21 protein-coding genes are annotated in these 20261 nt (G+C 43.3%); 3 read left to right on the top strand and 18 right to left on the bottom strand.

Features of this window, described 5'->3' with window-relative positions; genetic code table 11:
- Positions 1 to 74: 74 nt before the first annotated feature.
- The 18 genes from BVE84_RS01635 to BVE84_RS01715 all read right to left on the bottom strand — a co-directional run bounded on the left by BVE84_RS01635 (position 75) and on the right by BVE84_RS01715 (position 16649).
- Positions 75 to 350, bottom strand: a complete 276-nt coding sequence (locus tag BVE84_RS01635; protein ID WP_067086181.1) for an HU family DNA-binding protein — start codon at positions 348 to 350, stop codon at positions 75 to 77.
- A gap of 90 nt (positions 351 to 440) precedes the next feature.
- Entirely contained in the window at positions 441 to 1043 is a 603-nt protein-coding gene (locus BVE84_RS01640; RefSeq protein WP_076995344.1) for a YpmS family protein, read from the bottom strand.
- Positions 1012 to 1854 carry an SGNH/GDSL hydrolase family protein gene (locus BVE84_RS01645; RefSeq protein ID WP_076995345.1) on the bottom strand — a complete coding sequence of 281 codons (843 nt, stop codon included), beginning with the start codon at positions 1852 to 1854 and terminating at the stop codon, positions 1012 to 1014. Before BVE84_RS01645 ends, BVE84_RS01640 begins: the two co-directional genes overlap by 32 nt.
- Positions 1847 to 2680 (bottom strand): DegV family protein, encoded by an 834-nt coding sequence (locus tag BVE84_RS01650; RefSeq protein WP_076995346.1) that lies wholly within the window; start codon positions 2678 to 2680, stop codon positions 1847 to 1849. The genes BVE84_RS01645 and BVE84_RS01650 overlap by 8 nt, the downstream gene beginning before the upstream one ends.
- 104 nt (positions 2681 to 2784) lie before the next feature.
- Positions 2785 to 3516, bottom strand: coding sequence for a metallophosphoesterase (locus BVE84_RS01655; protein WP_076995347.1), 732 nt, complete (start codon positions 3514 to 3516; stop codon positions 2785 to 2787).
- An 8-nt stretch (positions 3517 to 3524) separates the two neighbouring features.
- Positions 3525 to 5186: a DNA repair protein RecN gene (gene recN, locus BVE84_RS01660; protein WP_076995348.1), complete on the bottom strand. Its 1662-nt coding sequence runs from the start codon at positions 5184 to 5186 to the stop codon at positions 3525 to 3527.
- Between the two features lie 6 nt (positions 5187 to 5192).
- Entirely contained in the window at positions 5193 to 5624 is a 432-nt protein-coding gene (locus tag BVE84_RS01665; RefSeq protein WP_076995349.1) for an arginine repressor, read from the bottom strand.
- Positions 5593 to 6432, bottom strand: a complete 840-nt coding sequence (locus BVE84_RS01670) for a TlyA family RNA methyltransferase (protein WP_076995350.1) — start codon at positions 6430 to 6432, stop codon at positions 5593 to 5595. Before BVE84_RS01670 ends, BVE84_RS01665 begins: the two co-directional genes overlap by 32 nt.
- Positions 6425 to 7300 carry a polyprenyl synthetase family protein gene (locus BVE84_RS01675; protein WP_076995351.1) on the bottom strand — a complete coding sequence of 292 codons (876 nt, stop codon included), beginning with the start codon at positions 7298 to 7300 and terminating at the stop codon, positions 6425 to 6427. Before BVE84_RS01675 ends, BVE84_RS01670 begins: the two co-directional genes overlap by 8 nt.
- Entirely contained in the window at positions 7297 to 7509 is a 213-nt protein-coding gene (locus BVE84_RS01680) for an exodeoxyribonuclease VII small subunit (protein WP_076995352.1), read from the bottom strand. Before BVE84_RS01680 ends, BVE84_RS01675 begins: the two co-directional genes overlap by 4 nt.
- Positions 7487 to 8827, bottom strand: a complete 1341-nt coding sequence (gene xseA / locus BVE84_RS01685) for an exodeoxyribonuclease VII large subunit (RefSeq protein WP_076995353.1) — start codon at positions 8825 to 8827, stop codon at positions 7487 to 7489. Before xseA ends, BVE84_RS01680 begins: the two co-directional genes overlap by 23 nt.
- 359 nt (positions 8828 to 9186) lie before the next feature.
- On the bottom strand, positions 9187 to 10065 hold the full coding sequence (locus tag BVE84_RS01690; RefSeq protein ID WP_076995354.1) for a bifunctional methylenetetrahydrofolate dehydrogenase/methenyltetrahydrofolate cyclohydrolase: 879 nt from the start codon (positions 10063 to 10065) through the stop codon (positions 9187 to 9189).
- 364 nt (positions 10066 to 10429) lie between these two features.
- Positions 10430 to 10573 carry a FeoB-associated Cys-rich membrane protein gene (locus BVE84_RS10635; RefSeq protein ID WP_135017410.1) on the bottom strand — a complete coding sequence of 48 codons (144 nt, stop codon included), beginning with the start codon at positions 10571 to 10573 and terminating at the stop codon, positions 10430 to 10432.
- Between the two features lie 9 nt (positions 10574 to 10582).
- Positions 10583 to 12721: a ferrous iron transport protein B gene (gene feoB / locus BVE84_RS01695; protein WP_076995355.1), complete on the bottom strand. Its 2139-nt coding sequence runs from the start codon at positions 12719 to 12721 to the stop codon at positions 10583 to 10585.
- Entirely contained in the window at positions 12718 to 13191 is a 474-nt protein-coding gene (locus BVE84_RS01700; RefSeq protein WP_370592826.1) for a FeoA family protein, read from the bottom strand. Before BVE84_RS01700 ends, feoB begins: the two co-directional genes overlap by 4 nt.
- Before the next feature lie 1686 nt (positions 13192 to 14877).
- Complete coding sequence (locus tag BVE84_RS01705; protein WP_076995356.1) at positions 14878 to 15612, bottom strand: amino acid ABC transporter ATP-binding protein; 735 nt, start codon at positions 15610 to 15612, stop codon at positions 14878 to 14880.
- Positions 15605 to 16294, bottom strand: coding sequence for an amino acid ABC transporter permease (locus tag BVE84_RS01710; RefSeq protein ID WP_076995357.1), 690 nt, complete (start codon positions 16292 to 16294; stop codon positions 15605 to 15607). Before BVE84_RS01710 ends, BVE84_RS01705 begins: the two co-directional genes overlap by 8 nt.
- A gap of 124 nt (positions 16295 to 16418) precedes the next feature.
- On the bottom strand, positions 16419 to 16649 hold the full coding sequence (locus tag BVE84_RS01715) for a DUF1797 family protein (protein ID WP_076995358.1): 231 nt from the start codon (positions 16647 to 16649) through the stop codon (positions 16419 to 16421).
- 444 nt (positions 16650 to 17093) lie between these two features.
- On the opposite strand from BVE84_RS01715, the gene BVE84_RS01720 reads away from it, so the two are divergent.
- From BVE84_RS01720 to BVE84_RS01730, 3 genes are read left to right on the top strand one after another with little or no spacing between them, the layout of a single operon-like run.
- Positions 17094 to 19307 carry an ATP-dependent Clp protease ATP-binding subunit gene (locus tag BVE84_RS01720; protein ID WP_076995359.1) on the top strand — a complete coding sequence of 738 codons (2214 nt, stop codon included), beginning with the start codon at positions 17094 to 17096 and terminating at the stop codon, positions 19305 to 19307.
- Positions 19308 to 19364: 57 nt separating this feature from the next.
- Positions 19365 to 19817, top strand: a complete 453-nt coding sequence (locus tag BVE84_RS01725; RefSeq protein ID WP_076995360.1) for an NUDIX hydrolase — start codon at positions 19365 to 19367, stop codon at positions 19815 to 19817.
- A 60-nt stretch (positions 19818 to 19877) separates the two neighbouring features.
- Complete coding sequence (locus BVE84_RS01730) at positions 19878 to 20180, top strand: DUF1827 family protein (protein WP_076995361.1); 303 nt, start codon at positions 19878 to 19880, stop codon at positions 20178 to 20180.
- Positions 20181 to 20261: the final 81 nt, after the last annotated feature.

Consider the following 20261-nt stretch of genomic DNA (forward strand, 5'->3'; position numbering starts at 1 on the left):
ATCAATGCGTCTACTGTTGATTTTTATTGAGTATAAACAACTTGATACAGTGGGCTTTTTCTTTTACTGACGAATTATTTTACAGCGTCTTTAAGAGCTTTACCAGCTTTGAATGCAGGAACTTTAGATGCTGCAATAGTGATTTCCTTACCAGTTTGTGGGTTGCGACCTTTACGTGCTGCACGTTCGCGCACTTCAAAGTTACCAAAACCGATCAGTTGTACTTTTTCACCAGCTGCAAGGTAGTCAGCTACCGCTGCAAATACAGCGTCAACTGCTGCTGCTGAATCCTTCTTTGTCAATGAAGTTGCTTCTGCAACTTTTGCAATCAAGTCTTGTTTATTAGCCATTTTGCTAAATCCTCCAATTAATTTTCTGAGTTATTACTCACCTTAATATAGTACCGAATTTTATCTATTTGGTCAAGTTTTTAACACGATTTATGAGTTTTTTCTATAAATATCAAAAATAAACTGGTGATTATATAAGTCAATCGTATTCGCCTTGACATAGATTTTTTGAGCATTCTCAATCTCTGTCAGTTGAAGCGTCACCGTCGCCTTGGAAGGGGTAATTTCCACAAATGCTGGTAATTGCGACTGTTTCTTGATATAGGATAATATCTCTTCCTTGGGAAGGGATAAAGTCCCCGCAGAAATCTCAGAAACCGTCAATAAGATACTGCCATCATTTAATTTATTGGGTTGAAAATAAACAGCTAACGGAATATCCACTCCCCATAGTGTATAGGTTCCTTCAAATACGAGAAATTGGTTTGTTACGGTCACCTTATACGAAAAATTGTTCGTTTGGTAGTCTCTTAAATAAATCGCTAACATCGCATTTAACTGTTCTGTGCTTGTCGTAAAGGTTCCTAGCTTTTCATCCTTGGCTGAATTAGCAGAAACAGTCAGAACAGTTGCCTCCTCACGAGGAGAGGAAACTCGCTCAACTACAACCAAGACAAAGGCTAGCAAGGCAGCCAGCAAACCTAAAAATGCCCATTTCCATCTATTGATTTTTCCATTGTTCTTTGGTTTCACGAATGGCCTCCATGACTGCTTTATTTATGATTTCATAACCTGTATTATTAGGGTGAAAGCTATCTTCTTCTGCCAAGACATTATTGACCACCTTCCCTGGTGTACTGGTAGACTGACTGATTCCTTTTTCACCGTCCAATCCCTTATATAGCAAATCATTGATAGGAACAAAGTAAGTATCAGAGACCCCTTCCACTGTAGAGGCTGTTACTTGGTTCCAATTATCTACAACCGTCTGCATCTCCGTCAGTTCGGGAAAATTCAGATAAAAGGGATTGTAAATCCCAATCACATAAATGGGTAAATGAGGATTCTCAGCCCTTGCCTTTTCGATGATTTGTAGCAAACGCTGACTATATTCCCTAGCCGGACCGTCAAAAACAGAGAGATCGAGCTGCGTAATATTCGCTAAAATAGCCCTCCGTAAATCATTGCCACCGACTGTGAGGGTCATCACATCTGCCTTGGCTAGACTGGTTGAAATCGTTGTATCATCCATTCTTTTTAAAATTTGCTGGCTGGTATTACCAGATACCCCGTAATTATCATAAGTCACTTGGTAGCCATATTGATTTCCAAGTCCTTGGGCAAGAAGGGGGACAAAACCACCCTGAGCAGTCTTATCTCCCACTCCTTGGGTTAAGGAATCACCTAGAGCTACATAGTAAAGTTCTTGTCCTTTCTCTGTCACATTCTTACCTTGCTCAAGGCGAGGCTCAGCTACAGGAATCAAAAGTTGAAAGAAAAAGAGAAATCCCAGCAAGCTGAGAAAAAAGAATAATGAATGACGTAAAAATGTTCGACTATTCATAACGCACTAAGATGGCCCAAGCATTTTCTCCTGTATGAGTTTGAATAATAGAACCTGTTTCTAGCATAGAAATCTCTTCTGCTACAAAAGGCTGTAAGACGGCCTTCATTTCTTGAGCAAAATCAGGCGTTCCTGCATAGGAAATACCAATTTCTGCCACCTTTTTATCCTCCAAGGTGACGACAAATTCACTCAACCATTTTTTAAAAGTCTTTGCTCCCCGTCCCTTAGTCATCGGATGTAGTTGGTGATCTTTCATCTCCATAATCACACGAATATTGAGGAGCGAACTCAGTAAACCTGTCACCCGACCAATTCGACCACCCTTCACTAGATTTTCCAAGGTTGAAATCCCGATATAGAGTTCTGTCTTTTGCTGGACTTCTGCCACAGCTGCAAGAATCTCCTCTTTACTTGCATGAGCTTTGGCAAGACGAGCTGCGGTAACCACTTGAAATTTTGTGGCTTGATCAGTAAAGGAAGAGTCAATCACTGTGACATCCACTCCTGACAGAGTAGCTCCTTGACGAGCTGCTTCGACTGTCCCTGACAAGGCATGCGACAACAGAATAGCAATAATTTGGCTACCATCTGCAGCTAACTGAGCAAAGGTCTCTGCAAACAAGCCTACTGGTGGCTGACTCGTCTTGGGAAGGTTTTTACTTTCCCGCATCAGTTGCAAAAATTGTCCCTCCTCAAGGTCACTATCAGAATAGACGACACCATCAACCATAACTGATAAAGGAATGACGGTAATTCCCAATTCCTCAACGAGCGATGGTTTAATCGTTGTACTGGAATCTGTAACAATTTTTATCCTACTCATATCTCTTCCTATTCTTTCGTATCTATTTCTCACCATTATATCAAATTTTTCTGGTTTGAGCTATTGGTAGCAGCTCCCAAAAAATGCCCCGAACCGGGACATTTTTAATCATCATTTGCAATAAAGCCATCATTTGGAATAACGTGATGCTCTGCGATTTTGCCATTTATAAAACGGATACCGTGTAAAACGCCACCATAAACAGCTCCGCCATCCATACCAATCTTGCCGTCAGCTGTTTGCCAGAGTGTCGCACTTTGTATCGGTTCCCCTGTTAGATAGGTCGTAGGGGTATGCCCAAAGACAATCCCTTTTCCAGTCTTATTTTCTGCCCTATGAAAGGAGTCTCGTAGCCAGACCTTCTGATAATCTGTCGTATCTTGCCACCTATCCAAAGTCAAATCAAGCCCAGCGTGGACAAAGATCAATTCCTCGGTTTCTAGATAAAAGGGTAGTTGGCGGATAAAGGCAACTAAATCAGCCGCTTCTTCCATCACACGTTTGGCGTCTTCAATCCCATCTACAGGAGCTTCTAAGGGTCGTCCTAAAATGGAATTGATCGTTGTATCGCCACCATTTCGTCTGTAATGTTCATAACGTTCGCACGGTTCATCTAGCCAAGCCAAAAACATGTATTCGTGATTGCCTGATAAACAGGTCGCTTTTTTTTGCTCCACCAAATCTTTGACCCGCTCCAAAACAGCTCTTCCATTTTCCCCACGATCAATCAAATCACCTAGAAAGAGAAGCTGATCCTCCCCGTTCCACCGGTGGAGAAGGGTTTCAAGCATCCCTGCCTTGCCGTGAATGTCTCCGATGACAAAGTAATTCGACATCTACTGTCTCATCCTTTCCTTAATAGTTCCTTAGCCTGAGTCAAGGCAGCTTCTGTCACATTTTCACCAGCTAGCATTTTTGCAACTTCCTCAATGCGCTCCTCGGTCGTTAAGAGACGAGCTCGGGAAACGGTAGAATGATCATCACTAATTTTTTCGATAAAAAACTGGTAATCCGCTATAGCAATGACCTGTGGCAGGTGAGAAATAGCTAAGACTTGACCTTGTGAGCCAATCTTGTAAATCTTTTGAGCAATGGCTTGGGCGACACGGCCAGATACTCCTGTGTCCACTTCATCAAAGACGATGCTGGTCTTGCCTTCCTTACGGGCGAAAGCAGACTTAATCGCCAGCATCAAGCGGGATAGTTCCCCTCCACTTGCTACTCTAACAAGAGGTTTAAAATCTTCTCCTGGATTGGTGGATATATAAAATTCCACCTGTTCATTGCCCTCGCGACCAAACTTGGCCTTGCTAAAGCGGACTTGAAACTCTACCTTTTCCATATAGAGATCCTTTAGCTCTTGCTTAATCTCTTGTTCCAAGTTTTCTGCCAACAAATGGCGAGCATTGGCTAAGTCAGCTGCCAAACGAATCAGGTTCTTCTCACGAGCTTTTAAATCCCTTTCAAGATGATCAGACGGACTATCTGCTCCTGTTAACAGCTGGTACTCCTTGGTAATCTGTTCCAAATAATCTAAGACATCATCTACAGCCCCCCCATATTTGCGGGTAATACTATAGATTAGATCCAAACGGCTTTCCACCTGCATGAGGCGATTACCATCAAAATCAAGTCCATCAACCATGCTCTCTAAACGTTTCGTCACATCTTCTAAGACATAGTAAGTCTCAGAAAGACTGCCAGCTAGGTCCTTGTACTTCGGGTCGAATGCTTCAATGGATTCTAAATCATGCATCGCAGAGCGGACATTTCCCAGGCTAGAAAACGTTTCATTGTCTAGCATGGTATAGGCATTGGTCAAGGTATCTGCAATCTGCTTATGATTCAACAGCCTATCCCGCTCCTGATGCAGGTCCTTATCCTCTCCCACCTTCAAATCTGCCGCTTCTATTTCAGCCATCTGGTATTCGAGCATCTCAATGCGCGCCTTATTCTCCTCTTGACTTTTCTGAATGGTCAGTACCTGTTTACGCAATGTTTTATAGGATTCAAAAGCAAGTTTATAATCTGTTTTTAATTGGAAAAATGCTTCATCTCCAAACTCATCGAGCATGGCAATATGATGTTGTGCCCGCATCAGTTCTTCCTGATCATGCTGACCATGGATATCAACCAAATGCTGACCAACGGCCTTTAGGACAGATAAGTTGACCATTTGTCCATTGATACGACTGATACTGCGCCCATTTTGCAAAATCTCACGCCGAATAATCAACTCATCTGATACTTCTAAGCCCTGCTCTTCCAAGAGTTCACGCAAACTTCGGCTCTGCTCAATCGAAAATAGGCCCTCAATCTCAGCCTTGGGCATGCCGTGTCGAATAACATCGGTCGTTGCCCTACTTCCTAACATCATATTCATGGCATCGATAATGATCGATTTTCCAGCACCTGTTTCCCCTGTGAGGACAATCATTCCTTGTTCAAAATGAAGGGAAAGCTCTTCAATAATGGCAAAATTTTTAATGGACATTTCAAGTAACATGACAACCTACCAATTTTTTATCGTTTCTAATACTTCTAGTGCCTTGTCTTTATCCCGTACAATCATCAAAATGGTATCATCATCTGAAATGATACTAAAAATAGCATCTGCAAAGACTTCAACAATCTGATTTTTTACAAAAGCTGTACTTCCTGGCACCAGCTTTAAATTCAGCATATTATCCAAACTCTCCGATGATAAGATATTTCTTTCAGCCAGCTTTAGATTGGATGTCTTAGCTTTTGGTAACTCGTAGATATAGCTATTATCCTTCAATGGTATTTTGACAATCCCCAATTCCTTGATATCACGAGATACCGTTGCCTGTGTCGCAGTTATACCAGACTGCCGGAGATGTTCCACAATTTCTTCCTGCGTACCGATTTCAAAATCCGTTACAAATTTTCTAATGTTCTCTAAACGTTCTTTTTTTCTCATCGTTAAATTCCTTATGCGCCTGCTCTACGATGGTTTCAATAGCGACTGTCACTTGATTTTCAGCAGGGGTCTCTTTTTTGAAATAAGCTAAAAACTCCACATTGCCATGCCCACCCTGAATAGGGGAAAAATCAAGTGCCTTGATGGTAAATCCTGCTTCTACCGCAAAAGATGCTACCTTTTCCAAGACCATGCGATGAACGGCTCTATCCTTGATAATCCCTTTCTTTCCAATCTGCTCACGACCTGCTTCAAATTGTGGTTTAATCAAGGCAACCACTTCTCCTCCATCCGCTAAAATAGCTGACAGGGCTGGCAAAATCAAGCTGAGGGAAATAAAACTGACATCAATACTAGCAAACTGTGGTATCCGTTCAAAATCACTGGCTTTGGCGTAGCGAAAATTGAACTGCTCCATACTGACCACCCGCTCGTCCTGGCGAATTTTCCAGGCCAACTGGTTGGTTCCTACATCAACAGCATAGACCAAATCAGCTCCATTTTGCAAGAGGACATCAGTAAAGCCACCCGTCGAAGCACCAATATCGAGAGCCGTTTTCCCAGCCACCGACAAGTCAAATACCTGCAATGCCTTCTCTAATTTTAAGCCACCACGACTGACGTACTTCATCTGCTCACCTTTTAACTTTAGTTCGGTGTTCTCCTCTATCTTTTCACCAGGCTTGTCATAGCGCTCGCCATTGATGACAGAGATTACTAAACCAGCCATAACACCTCGCTTGGCCTGTTCTCGCGTTTCAAAAAGTCCTTGTCTGTAGGCCAGTACATCTACTCTTTCCTTAGCCATCTAATCGTAAACCTTCTACTATTTCTCGAATCTTGTCCGCCTGAAAGCTAGACTGTGCTTCCAATGCCGCTAGACCTGACACTACCTTATCTAAGGTCATCTCTAAATAAGCCGTTGCCTCCTGCAATCCGAGCAGGGCAGGATAGGTGGATTTAGCTGCGACAAGATCTTTTTTAGGAGTTTTTCCTAACTCTTCAAAACTGGCAGTCACATCTAAAATATCGTCTCGAACTTGGAAAGCCAAGCCAAGCCATTCACCGATTTCTCGCAGTACAGCTTTATGATGCTCTTCCACTCCAACAATAATTCCTGCTGCTACAAATGGATAAGCCAGAAGTTTTCCTGTTTTGTGGGCATGCACATCTTGTAATTCAGCCAAGGTCAGGCTCCGCTTTTCTCCTTGCATATCAAGAACCTGTCCACCGACCATACCAAAGGTTCCTGCTGCTTGAGAAAGCTCTGCAATCAACTCTACTCGAACCTGACTAGGAAGCTCAGACATTGCCACCAAAGCATAGGAGTCAAGAAAAAGACTGTCTCCTGCCAAAATGGCCATATCCTCACCAAATTTCTTATGGCTAGTCAAACGACCACGACGATAATCATCGTCATCCATAACAGGCAAGTCATCGTGAATCAAGCTACCTGTATGAATCATTTCAAGGGCAGCCGCCACCTGCATGTGGGCTTGTGTCAAGGATAGACCAAATCCCTCCAAAAGTTCCAAAAACAAGAGGGGGCGCAATCGCTTACCTCCCGCCTGAACGGAGTAGAGAATGGTCTCCACCAAACGAGGCGCCACCGACCTCTCACTATAAAAGTCCAGCATAACCTGCTCAAGCCAAGTCAATCGTTCTACCTGATTCATTCCATATCCATTTCCGTTCCATCTGCTTGCATAACCTTCACTAAGGTTTTTTCTGCCTGATTCAGCGTTTCTTGTAGTTCTTTTGACAATTTCATCCCCTTTTGAAATTCAGTCAATGCATCTTCTAACGCTATATTACCACTTTCCAAGCGTCCTACGATCTGTTCCAAGTCTGCTAAATTTTCCTCAAATTTCTTTTGCTTTGACATCTTTTATCTCCACTTCTAGGTGACCATCGCGTAGCTGAATGGTCACATTTTCTTTCGTTTGAACCTTATGAATACTGTCTATCACGTGTTCATCTTGCTTTACAATCGCATAGCCTCTTGCCACGATTCGATGAGTATCCAACAGTAAGAGACTCTCAGACAAACGTTTCACTTCTGCCTTCTGGTAATCCAACATCGCGGTCATACTACTCTGCAACAAGCGTTGCTGCTGCCCTAGCTTCTCCTGATAGAGGAGAAGCCTCTGCATCGGTGAACAAGCCAAGAGGCGTTGCGCCAAGACTTGACTGCGTTTTTGCCCCTCATTTCTATATTCGGAAATCGATTGCTTAAGACGCAGTTGTAGCTGATCTATCTTTTGCACATAGGCATCATACAGTCGCTCTGGTTGCCTGAAAATCACGGAATGAATCAGTTTTTCTAAACGTTCACGGTCATACTTCAAGCGACTTCCCACCGCCTTATTCATCCGATTTTCTTGCTGTTTCAGATGAGTCAACACATCCAATTTAGTCACAGGTGTAGCCAGTTCTGCTGCAGCTGTTGGGGTAGCAGCCCGCCTATCTGCCACAAAGTCTACTAGCGTTGTATCAGTTTCATGTCCGACACTGGAAATGATTGGAATCCTCGACTCAAAAACTGCCCGCACCAGCTCTTCTTCATTAAAAGCCCACAAATCCTCAATGGAGCCACCGCCTCGGCCAACAATCAAAACATCCAAATCCTTGCGTTCATTGGCTCTCTGGATAGTTTGTGCAATCTCTGCCGCTGCTCCCTCTCCTTGTACCTTAGTCGGATACAGCACCACTTCTCGACCTGGAAACCGCCTGCTAACCGTCGTGATAATATCTCGGATGACCGCACCACTGGGACTCGTCACCACACCGATTTTTTGGGCAAATTGTGGCAAGGGCTGTTTGAATTTGTCTTGAAAAAGACCTTCATCACCTAACTTCTTTTTCAGCTGCTCAAACTGAATAGCCAGGGCGCCTATCCCATCTGGCTCAGCCCTTTCAATGATAATGGAATAGCTACCACCTGGCTCATAGAGTTGAACTCTTCCAACAACATTGACCTTCATACCCTCTTCCAAATCAAAGCTAAGACTCTTATAAACACCCGCCCAAATTGTCGCCTGTATGACTGCTGTTTCATCCTTGAGGGAAAAATATTGGTGGGTCGGACGCTTGCGGAAGTTAGAAACCTGCCCTGTTAGATAGACCTTTTCCAGATATGGATCTCGGTCAAACTTTAATTTCAAATACTTGGTCAAATGACTGACCGATAAATAATCTGGCATGCCTCCCCTTTCTCATTTCCTCTTGAATATCTATATAATTATACCATTATTTTGTATAAAACCGAAACATTATCCTTGGAACCCCATCTTATATTCAATGACCATCCATGTCCAATTAGGCGACACCGATACAGATAGAAGGTTGCTATTCTTTTCTGCTCCTCCTATTCCCTTCAAACAGGATAAAATTATTGAGAAAAATTGTGCCCTTTCTTATTTCTAATTCCCAATAAAACCAAGAGTCGAAGAATAGGAGAGACACAAAAACAGCAACCATCTGGCTGCTGTTTTCGGGAGATTATGAAAAATATTTAGGATTGAGATTAGTATACCCTAATCCAGACTTTCTGCCATCGGTCTTAGGGCTGATTTAGTTCCTGTGCTTGCAGAGCCAGAAATCTTTCACAGGCTTGGTAGGTCTGTTCCATCAGCATAGTAATCGTCATCGGTCCTACCCCACCTGGGACAGGGGTAATCAAACTGGCGATTGGCTCTACCGCCGCAAAATCCACATCGCCACAGAGTTTACCATTTTCGTCACGGTTCATACCAACATCGATAACAACTGCCCCCTCCTTGACAAAGTCAGCTGTAACAAATTTTGCACGTCCAATAGCAACGACTAAGATATCTGCACGGCGTGCTAACTCCGCCAAGTGTTTCGTTCGCGAATGGGCGATGGTCACCGTTGCATTTGCATCCAGCAAGAGCTGAGCCATAGGTTTACCGACAATATTGGAACGTCCGATGACGAGCGCATTCTTGCCTTCAAGCTCCACACCATATTCCTTAAACATTTCCATGATTCCAGCAGGTGTTGAAGGAATCATCATCGGATGGCCTGACCAAAATTTCCCCATATTGGTTGGGTGAAAACCATCCACATCTTTTTCAGGAGAGATGGCAAAGAGGACGTTTTCCTCATCAATGTGGTCTGGCAAAGGGAGTTGCACCAAGATTCCATGCCAGGCAGGGTCTTGGTTGTACTTGTCAATCAGTTGCAAGAGCTCTTCTTCTGAAATGGATTCTCTCACGCGTACCACTTCGCTACGGAATCCTGCTGCCAAGGCTGAGCGTTCTTTATTGCGCACATAGACTTGACTAGCTGGATTTTCCCCAACTAAAATCACCACTAAGCCTGGTTCCTCACCCGTTTCCGCCTTTAGCTTGGCTGTTTTTTCTGCTAATCGTCCTTGCATCTTTGCCGCAAGAGCTTTTCCATCCATTACTGCCACCATCGTCACCTCATCTCATTTTTCTACATTATACTACAAATCCGCTAGACTGACTAGGGCTGCACCTTATCATCATACCAAGGTTCGGGAGAGAGTTATTGATCCCACAACACTTTTTCCAAATAATGCTACTTCACCTCACTAAAAATCAACAGTAGACTAGGAAACGAAAGATACAAAGGGCGTATAAAAAGCGAATGAAAAATAGGAGATTGACGACGTGTTTGTTGAACACCTTCTTAACCTCGCTCTTTCGTTTTTAGGCTCGGGCTTCTGTGGTCACTTTCGTATTTCTAGGTGGCCAGTTGAAACAGTTCACCGAAACTCCTGACCAAGTAGCCTTTTGATGTTTAAAAAGTATTATCTGTTATCTTTTAGTAGAATGTCGCATTTCTTCCTTGATAGGACAGCTACATTGACACTCTCCGCAGGACCCCTTTCCCTTAATAAAGCTACGCAATCCAGCTACAACCCCGAGTGCAATCAGCGTTGTCAGAATAATAGTTGCCATCTTTTTTCCTCATTTCTGTGCGAAAGCTAGATTTTTCAAGCTGATAATCTGTTCCTGCTGACTTCTAGGCTTTCTGACGACCCAGTAAACCATCAGAAGCAAGAAGAACAGAGCCAGAATAGTCCAGATTGTGGATGCCTGTCCATAGAGTAACACCAAGCCTAGTTGGTAAATCACAAAACTCACCACGTAGGCTAATCCTGTCTGAAATCCAATCGCCCCCAGGGTCCATTTGACATCATTCATTTCCCGTTTAATGGCTCCAATCGCCGCAAAACACGGAGCGCAAAGCAGATTGAAGGTCAAGAAAGAATAGGCTGCTAGGGCGGAGTAATCCGCCAACAAGGCCTGGGTCAAGCCATCTTGCGAACTATCATGATAGAGAATACCAAACGTTGCTACTACCGTTTCTTTTGCCGCAAGTCCTGTTACAGCTGCCACCGTTGCACGCCAATTTCCAAAGCCAAGTGGCTCGAAAATCCAAGCAACCATTTTACCAAGGTCTGCTAATATGGATTGGTCTGTTTCAACCGCCTGCATGGCAAAATTATAAGAAGATAAGAACCAAATCAACACTGTCAAACTAAAAATAATGGTCCCCGCCCGCTTCATAAAACTCAGAGCCTTGACAAAGGCATAGCGCAAGACCGTACTCATCTTCGGCAAATGATAGGTCGGTAATTCCATGATGAATGGACTAGTGTAGCCTCCCAAAAAGCGAGTTTTCTTGAGAGCAATCCCCGATAAAACAATCGCTGCCAAACCAAGAAAGTAGGTCGATGGGGCAATCAGGGGATTATCTGGGAAAAAGGCCCCTGCAATCAAAGCAATGATTTCCAACTTGGCCGAGCAAGGCATAAAGGTCGCTGTCATAATGGTAATTTTGCGATCCCGTTCATTTTCAATGGTCCGGCTAGCCATAATCGCTGGCACCCCACATCCCGTCGCAATGAGCATCGGAATAAAGGATTTCCCCGAGAGACCAAAGCGCCTAAAAATTCGGTCCATGACAAAGGCAATGCGGCTCATATAGCCAATGTCCTCTAAAATTCCCAGACAGACAAAAAGAACAAAGATCTGTGGTAAGAAGCCAAGTACCGTCCCCACACCCGCTACAATGCCATCTAGAATAAGAGACTCCAACCAACCAGCCACCTGCAAGGCTTCTAGACCAGCTTGTACCCAGCTAGGCACTAACTCACCGAACAAGACATCGTTGACCCAGTCGGTCCACATGGTTCCCACTGTCTGAATAGACAAGTAATAGACCAGAAACATCGCCAGAGCAAAAATGGGCATCGCCAATACACGATTGGTGACAATCTTATCAATTTTATCCGATAGGGTGAGTTTGAAATTTGACTCCTCACTTTGTACCAATTTTGCAATGCGCTCGATGAAAGCATAACGTTCATTGATGACGATGGATTCGGAGTCTTCTGAAAAAATTTCTTCTGTTATGGCGATAATCTCAGCAATTTCCGAGCGTTGGACGGGGGATAACTGCAGCTCTGCTTCAACCAAATGGTCCCGTTCAAATAGTTTTATAGCATAAAAGCGTGCTGGTCGCATCGGAACGGAATCTCCTAGCACTTCTATAATTTGTGACACAGCTGCTTCAAAACGAGCATCATAAAGGGGAAAAACAATTTCTTCTACCTTCTCTTTGGTATGGCGCTGTGCTGCCTTCAAAGCCGCTTCAATCCCCGTGTTTTTGATAGCGCTAGTGGCTACCACTGGTACTCCAAACTGATAGGATAATGTTTCAATATCCAGCTGTTTCCCTTGCATCTGCAATAAGTCGCTCATATTGAGAACAATCGTAACAGGAATTCCTGTTTCAATCAGTTGGGTCGTCAAGTAAAGATTACGCTCTAGATTGGTCGCATCTACCACATTCAAAATAGCGTCTGCTTCCTGACTCAACAAATAGTCTCGCGCCACCTTCTCCTCAGGCGTATAGGGCGACATGGAATAAATACCCGGCAAATCTTGAAGACTGAGATGCTTGAAATGCCGAATGACACCGCTTTTTCTCTCTACCGTAACCCCAGGCCAGTTTCCGACACGCTGGTTGGTACCTGTCATCAAGTTGAACAAGCTGGTTTTCCCACTATTGGGATTCCCAATTAACGCAATTTCTGTCATGGTGTTTCCTCCCTTTTCATCGGAATGACACTGATGAGTTGGGCTTCTGATTTTCGTAATGTCAGCTCATAACCCCGCAAACTAATCTCAATCGGATCCCCCAAAGGGGCGACTTTTCGCAATAAGATTTTAGTATTTCGTGTAATTCCCATGTCCATCAGACGTCGCTTAGCTTCCTGCATGGCAAATATTCCCGCTACATAGGCTGTTTGACCAGTCTCGAGTTCCGATAAGGGAATGGCTTCAATCATCCCTGCTTCTTCTTCCACCTCAATCTGCTGTAAGATACTGCTATCAAAGGCCAAACGACTGGCTTTTAACATCAGAATAGCACTGTCTCTAGTCTTTGATACCAGCCGCAAGGAACGACCCACTGTTAACCCTAAATTAGATAAATGACGCTGGCTTTCCTCTGGTAAATCAATACCGATAATCCGATAAGAAATATGTAACTTTCCATCTAATAACATCACTGTTCCGCCCTCCATCATCCAATGAAATCATCTCATACTCAATGAAAATCAAAAGTAGCCTAGGAAACGAAGTCGACGATAGAACTGGAGTTCATCAAGGCAAGTTGACAACGGATAATTTTGATTTTTGAAGAGTATCACATTAAAGTTTTCTAACAATTCTAGTATACCACTTTTCAAAGAGAATGGAGTATTTCCGAATAATATTGTTAAAAAATGCACAAAAAAGCGAATTTCTTCGCTTCAGACTAAAAAAATCTATTTACCCAATATTATACTCAATAAAAATCAACAGCAGACTAGCTTTCACAATTACGATGTGAAGCCGTCAAAAAACCGAATGAAAAATAGGAGGCTGCCGCAGTGTTCGATGAACACAAGAAAGCCTATCTTTTTTCCGAGGTTTTAGGCTGAACTCAATTACATAAGATGTGAGGACGTTAAGAAAATGTAAAGAAAAATAGGGAATCGGAGTAGGTGACTCAGGTCAGCAAGCCGATTCATCTTTTTTCTAACATTTTTAGTCCGAACTCAGTTACATAAGATACAAAGCCCGTGAAAAACTCAAAGCGAAAATAGGATTGAAACAGTTCGGGGAGTAAGCTAATCCAGTGGATTAGCTTAGCCCGAGCCAAGAAATCGGAAAGCGAGGATTAACCAGTTGAAACAAGAAAGTGACCACAGAAGTCTGAGCTAGGAAATAGAAAATCTGACGAAGAGGGTTGCTGAGAGTTTGCTAAGGCAAACTCCTATTTCCCGCCTTCAAAGGTATACTATACCTTTGAAGCTAGGAAGATTTGTCTTTTTCGCACAGAGTTTAGGGCGTGTTCAATGACAAGATACAAAGGGCGTGTAAAAAGCGAATGAAAAATAGGAGATTGACGACGTGTTTGTTGAACACGAGGAAATCTATCCCAAAGGGATTCTCAGCTGTAATCGGCTAAAGCCAAAACAGCTGCCTATCTTTTTTCCGAGCTTTTAGCCCGTGTTCAGTTCACCGAGACTCTTGACGACCTATCCTTTTGATGCCTAAAGAGTATTATAGTCTTTTCGTTTACTTTTAGTGCTTGCTCCACTAGTCTGGGAGAGTGAAACAGTTCGGTGAACTGTTTCAGCCTGAGCCTATAAATCCGAGAGCGAAGTGGGCAAGATTGGAAATAGGGAAACGGAGTTTCTAACGACCACTTTTTTAATGAAAGGTGGTAGGCTGAAAACCTCCACTGGAGCTTTTCACTCATCGAAGTAATAGAAGAGACGCAGCTGTTTCAGATTTAGTCAATTACAGCTGTGGCTACCTTTAGGTATAAACCAAATGACTATAGTATGATACTTTCCTTAATGAAACGTTATACCAGTCTCCTATTTTTTGTTCGCTCTTGGCTGAGACAAGAGCGAATGAGCCGAGATGGGGCAAACATTCCATCTATAGAAAAAAGCCTAAAACCATGTTGCTAAAAACGTTGATTTTAGGTCTTTGATAATGTGAGCTATCTCAATCTTTTTGGAGAAAGTTGAGTATCTACCCAATCTCAAAAAAACTTCTCTAAACGACTTTATCTACATCTTAAAGACAATGAGCATCCATTGAAGCCTGCTCCTTGATTTCCGATTGGAAAAACCTTTCAAAGTAACACCTTCTCTATCTAAGAAGTTTGAGGAAAATCGTCTGAAAGACGAGTTTCTCTATAAGACCTTGCTCAAAAAGTCTTGTGTACGCGACTCACGCGTTTGTTCAAAGACTTGCTCTGGTGTGCCTTGCTCCACAATGACACCACCATCCATGAAAATCACACGGTCAGCTACCTCCCGTGCAAAGCCCATTTCATGGGTTACAATGACCATGGTCATTCCTGACTTAGCTAGCTCTTTCATCACCCCCAGTACTTCGCCAACCATCTCTGGGTCAAGGGCGGAAGTCGGCTCATCAAATAGTAAGACATCAGGGGTCATAGCAAGACCACGCGCAATGGCAATCCGCTGTTGCTGACCACCTGATAGACTCTGGGGATAGGCTGCTGCCTTATCTGGCAAGCCCACTTTTTCAAGCAAATCACGGGCCATTTTCTCAGCTTCGGCCTTCGCCAATCCCTTGGTCTTGATTGGCGATAGGGTAATGTTGTCCAATACAGACATATTGGGGAAAAGATTGAACTGCTGGAATACCATACCCATTTTTTCCCGCATTTTGAAAATATCATTTGACTTGTCAGTAATATCCACACCCTCAAATACCACTGTCCCTCTGGTCGGTACTTCTAACAGGTTCATGGTCCGTAAAAAGGTTGATTTCCCACTACCAGATGGTCCGATAATCACGACTACCTGTCCTTTTTCAATCTCCAGATCAATCCCCTTTAGAACCTCCTGTTTACCAAAGGATTTGTGAAGATTTTTAATCGAAAGAATCGTTTCATTCATGTGTCTGTCCTCCTTTATTCAATCGTTTCTCAAATGCCTGAATCGCCAAGGTCAAGACGCTCGTCATGGCCAAATAGTAGAAGGCTGCAAACAAGAGAGGAGTCAAGGTCAAGTAAGTTGTTGAGGCAACAGTCGTTGCGCTGTTCCATAGCTCGATGACACCAATCGTGGATAAGAGCGAGCTATCCTTTAAAATCGTCACAAATTCATTTCCCAAGGCAGGCAAGATATTTTTCACTGCCTGAGGCATAATGACTGACTTCATGGCTTCAAAGGGACGAATCCCTAAAGAATAGGCTGCCTCTAATTGCCCCTTGGGTACTGCGTTAATCCCTGCCCGCACTGTTTCGGACACATAGGCACCGCTGTTCATCGAAATCACGATAATTCCTGGTAGCAAACGGGACAGATCTACTGATAAAATCCCCAGCTCAAAGGTCGGTGCTGTGATATGCATGACTGCAAAAGCAATCATAATCTGTACCACCATGGGAGTTCCTCGAAAGATCCACACATAAATATTTGCTAGCCAGACCACTGGGCGGAATTTGCTCCGCTGAGCAAAAGCCAAAATGATTCCTAGAATACTACCGAAAAATACAACCATGGCCGCAATCATCAGCGTTACAATCGCTCCATAGTTAAAATAAGCCCAATACTTGGGAAGGAATGAAAAATCCATTTGTTTACCTCTTTTCAGACTAGTTGCTTCCCATTATACCATTTTTGAATAAAAATACAATATTTTTACTAAATATTCATTTCGCAAAAAAAGCACCGGAGTGCTTTCTCATCCTTAATAGGAATTAGTACAATAATTCGTAAATCTCCATTGCAATCAAGTCAATGCTATCGAATGTGTATGTCTCACGCGCTTGAACATCACGAAGCGTAAAGACAGAGCCATTCTCCTCATCAAAGCTGTAGCCAACTTCTGCAACGACAATCCCATCACGCTCAAAATTACGTTTCAAGGTCCCACCGTCAGTCGCCATAGCCTCCAAACGGTTAATAATTCGCACCAAATGTGATTCCATATCACTTCTCCTAATTTCTTATTATAAAAGTATTCTACCATATTTCCTGTAAAAAGTCTTGATTGACCTATTTTTCTTCTCTCCTTATGCTGGTTCTCAGCTTTACAGTCACGGACTGCTCCCCTTGCCAACCTTGTGTGCTCCTTAAAAAGATACTAGCGATGCATAAGATTCGTGTGTTGTTCCCTCCTTTCTCCCTCGATAACTGTAGAAATTCCGTTTCTCCTTTTCCCCTAAAGACTTATCACCTGAGAAGGGCTACTCTTCTTCCTTTCTTCCGGTTAATTTGATAGCAGATTCTTGCAATTTCGCTAAATCTTGTTATAATAAACTTATATCTGACCTTTATTGACTATTTGGTTCTGATGGATCCAATAGTTGTAGCTCTCTTTGATGATTCAGAACTAAAAAGGCAGACATTTTGATAGAAAAGAGGGATTGCCCATGCTTTGTCATAATTGTCATATCAACGATGCAACCATTCATCTCTATACTAACCTTAATGGAAAACAACAACAAGTAGACCTCTGTCATAACTGTTATCAAATTATGAAGACAGACCCCAATAATGCCATTTTGAAAGGCTTGGGTGATTTTGCAAATCCAAATAATATGGACCCATTCAGTGAATTTTTCAATAACATCGGAGGTATCCCAGGACACACCCCTGCTGGAAAACCACGCAACCAAACCCCTCCGACCCAGTCTGGCGGTGGCAATCATGGCCATAACGGAGGTCCTACCCCTCCACCACAGCAACCAAACGGATTGCTGGAGGAATTTGGAATCAATGTAACCGAAATTGCCCGCCGCGGAGATATTGACCCTGTCATCGGTCGTGACGAAGAAATTAGACGCGTGATCGAAATTCTCAATCGCAGGACCAAGAATAACCCTGTTCTCATCGGCGAACCTGGAGTCGGAAAAACAGCTGTTGTCGAAGGCCTAGCCCAAAAAATTGTCGATGGCGACGTCCCGCAAAAACTCCAAGGTCGTGAAGTGATTCGTCTCGATGTCGTCAGTCTAGTTCAGGGAACGGGTATCCGTGGACAGTTTGAAGAACGCATGCAAAAGCTGATGGAAGAAATCCGTAGTCGTAAAGAAATCATTCTCTTTATCGATGAAATTCATGAGATTGTCGGTGCTGGCTCTGCCGGTGATGGCAATATGGATGCAGGTAACATCTTGAAACCCGCCCTTGCTCGTGGTGAGATGCAGCTAGTCGGTGCTACCACACTCAATGAGTATCGCATCATCGAAAAAGACGCGGCCTTGGAACGGCGCATGCAGCCTGTTAAGGTGGATGAGCCAAGTGTAGATGAGACCATCACCATTCTGAAGGGGATTCAAAGTAAATACCAAGACTATCACCATGTCAAATATACTGATGAAGCGATTGATGCGGCAGCTATTTTATCAAATCGCTATATTCAAGACCGCTTCCTACCCGATAAAGCCATCGATTTGCTTGATGAAGCTGGCTCCAAGATGAATCTAACCTTGAATTTTGTTGATCCAAAAGAAATTGACCAGCGTTTGATTGATGCAGAAAATCGCAAGGCTCAAGCCACCCGAGATGAAGATTTTGAAAAAGCTGCCTACTACCGTGATCAAATCGCTAAGTACAAGGAAATGCAAAAAGCAACGATTACTGAAGAAGACATCCCGGTCATTACAGAAAAAGAAATCGAAGCGATCATCGAACAAAAAACCAATATTCCTGTTGGCGAGCTAAAAGAAAAAGAACAGTCACAACTAATTAACCTAGCTAGCGATTTAAAACAACATGTTATCGGCCAAGATGATGCCGTTGATAAAATTGCGAAAGCCATTCGCCGTAATCGAGTAGGACTCGGCTCACCGAACCGTCCAATTGGAAGTTTCCTCTTTGTCGGACCAACAGGGGTCGGAAAAACCGAGCTATCAAAACAACTAGCTATCGAGCTCTTTGGCTCTGCCGATAGCATGATTCGTTTTGACATGTCAGAATATATGGAAAAACATGCCGTTGCAAAATTGGTCGGAGCTCCTCCGGGCTATGTTGGCTACGAGGAAGCTGGCCAATTAACAGAAAAAGTCCGCCGTAATCCTTACTCGCTCATCCTACTGGATGAGATTGAAAAGGCCCACCCCGATGTCATGCATATGTTCCTTCAAGTTCTTGATGATGGTCGCTTGACAGACGGTCAAGGACGCACCGTTAGTTTCAAGGACACCATTATCATCATGACATCTAATGCTGGGACAGGTAAGGTGGAAGCTAGCGTCGGCTTTGGGGCTGCTTTAGAAGGACGCACACACTCTGTACTGGGGCAACTCAGCAATTTCTTCAGTCCAGAATTTATGAACCGATTTGATGGCATCATCGAATTTCATGCCCTCAGCAAGGAAAATCTCCTTCATATCGTGGAGCTCATGCTCCTTGATGTCAACAAGCGCTTGGAAACAACTGGATTGGCACTTCATGTCACTGACAAGGTTAAGGAAAAATTGGTTGACCTAGGCTACGATCCAAAAATGGGGGCTCGCCCACTTCGCAGAACCATTCAAGAATACATTGAGGATCCGCTGACCGACTTCTATTTGGAACACCCTGAAGAAAAGAATTTACGGGCGGTCCTAACCAGTAAAGGAGTCATTTCAATAAAGGCAAAATAACCTTTCTTTTTCCTATATTTATGCTATAATGATAAAAATCATCATTGAGGAAGAATAATGACACAGGCAACATTCGGTAAAAAAGAAGCAGGCATAAACTATCAAAATCGCTACGGCGTCTATGCAGTCATTCCTGATTTGCAAAAAGAGCGCATCATTCTAGTCCAAGCTCCTAACGGAGCTTGGTTCCTACCTGGAGGAGAAATCGAGGCTGGGGAAAATCATCACACGGCTCTTGAACGTGAATTGATTGAAGAACTTGGCTTTACAGCTACCATTGGTGACTACTATGGACAGGCCGACGAATACTTCTACTCGCGCCATCGCGATACCCACTACTACAACCCTGCTTATATCTATGGAGTAACTAGCTATCAAGAGATCGGTCAGCCCCTAGAAGACTTTAACCACCTCGCTTGGTTTGACATCGACACTGCCATTGACATGCTCAAACGTGGCAGTCACAAGTGGGGGGTGCAACAGTGGAAATCCGCACAGCAGCAAGATTAAGGCTAGTCAAATCCCCCTAAGAGTGCTATAATAAATGCAAAGGATGATTGGAGGTCAATCATGAAGATTATCAACACGACAAACAGTCAGGCACAGCTCGTACAAAACCAATTAGCAAATACAGATGCTTTTCTGGTGGAGACTTATTCCGCCGGAAATACAGACGTTATTTTTACACAAGCACCGTTGCACTATGAACTCTTAATTAGCAACAAATACCGCGCCGTGCAAATGTCAGAAATCGAACAGATTCGCGACTTTTTCCTCAAGCGCAAAATTGATACAAAAATCATCAACCAGGCAGGCATTCGCACCATTCATACCGATCGTTTGATTGAAATGTCTATCCCGATTGTGAAATAAAAAATAAACATCCTGCATGGTAAAAATCGTGTAGGATGTTTAAGCATTTACTCAACAAAAATCAAAACTAGCACTCCCTTA

The organism is Streptococcus azizii (assembly GCF_001984715.1).
Taxonomy (GTDB): Bacteria; Bacillota; Bacilli; order Lactobacillales; family Streptococcaceae; genus Streptococcus; species Streptococcus azizii.

Coding starts and splice junctions, on each gene's coding strand:
- BVE84_RS01635 (WP_067086181.1), bottom strand. CDS start 350: ATGGCTAATAAACAAGACTTGATTGCAAAAGTTGCAGAAGCAACTTCA.
- BVE84_RS01645 (WP_076995345.1), bottom strand. CDS start 1,854: ATGAATAGTCGAACATTTTTACGTCATTCATTATTCTTTTTTCTCAGC.
- BVE84_RS01650 (WP_076995346.1), bottom strand. CDS start 2,680: ATGAGTAGGATAAAAATTGTTACAGATTCCAGTACAACGATTAAACCA.
- BVE84_RS01655 (WP_076995347.1), bottom strand. CDS start 3,516: ATGTCGAATTACTTTGTCATCGGAGACATTCACGGCAAGGCAGGGATG.
- recN (WP_076995348.1), bottom strand. CDS start 5,186: ATGTTACTTGAAATGTCCATTAAAAATTTTGCCATTATTGAAGAGCTT.
- BVE84_RS01665 (WP_076995349.1), bottom strand. CDS start 5,624: ATGAGAAAAAAAGAACGTTTAGAGAACATTAGAAAATTTGTAACGGAT.
- BVE84_RS01670 (WP_076995350.1), bottom strand. CDS start 6,432: ATGGCTAAGGAAAGAGTAGATGTACTGGCCTACAGACAAGGACTTTTT.
- BVE84_RS01675 (WP_076995351.1), bottom strand. CDS start 7,300: ATGAATCAGGTAGAACGATTGACTTGGCTTGAGCAGGTTATGCTGGAC.
- BVE84_RS01680 (WP_076995352.1), bottom strand. CDS start 7,509: ATGTCAAAGCAAAAGAAATTTGAGGAAAATTTAGCAGACTTGGAACAG.
- xseA (WP_076995353.1), bottom strand. CDS start 8,827: ATGCCAGATTATTTATCGGTCAGTCATTTGACCAAGTATTTGAAATTA.
- BVE84_RS01690 (WP_076995354.1), bottom strand. CDS start 10,065: ATGGTGGCAGTAATGGATGGAAAAGCTCTTGCGGCAAAGATGCAAGGA.
- BVE84_RS10635 (WP_135017410.1), bottom strand. CDS start 10,573: ATGGCAACTATTATTCTGACAACGCTGATTGCACTCGGGGTTGTAGCT.
- feoB (WP_076995355.1), bottom strand. CDS start 12,721: ATGACAGAAATTGCGTTAATTGGGAATCCCAATAGTGGGAAAACCAGC.
- BVE84_RS01700 (WP_370592826.1), bottom strand. CDS start 13,191: ATGTTATTAGATGGAAAGTTACATATTTCTTATCGGATTATCGGTATT.
- BVE84_RS01705 (WP_076995356.1), bottom strand. CDS start 15,612: ATGAATGAAACGATTCTTTCGATTAAAAATCTTCACAAATCCTTTGGT.
- BVE84_RS01710 (WP_076995357.1), bottom strand. CDS start 16,294: ATGGATTTTTCATTCCTTCCCAAGTATTGGGCTTATTTTAACTATGGA.
- BVE84_RS01715 (WP_076995358.1), bottom strand. CDS start 16,649: ATGGAATCACATTTGGTGCGAATTATTAACCGTTTGGAGGCTATGGCG.
- BVE84_RS01720 (WP_076995359.1), top strand. CDS start 17,094: ATGCTTTGTCATAATTGTCATATCAACGATGCAACCATTCATCTCTAT.
- BVE84_RS01725 (WP_076995360.1), top strand. CDS start 19,365: ATGACACAGGCAACATTCGGTAAAAAAGAAGCAGGCATAAACTATCAA.
- BVE84_RS01730 (WP_076995361.1), top strand. CDS start 19,878: ATGAAGATTATCAACACGACAAACAGTCAGGCACAGCTCGTACAAAAC.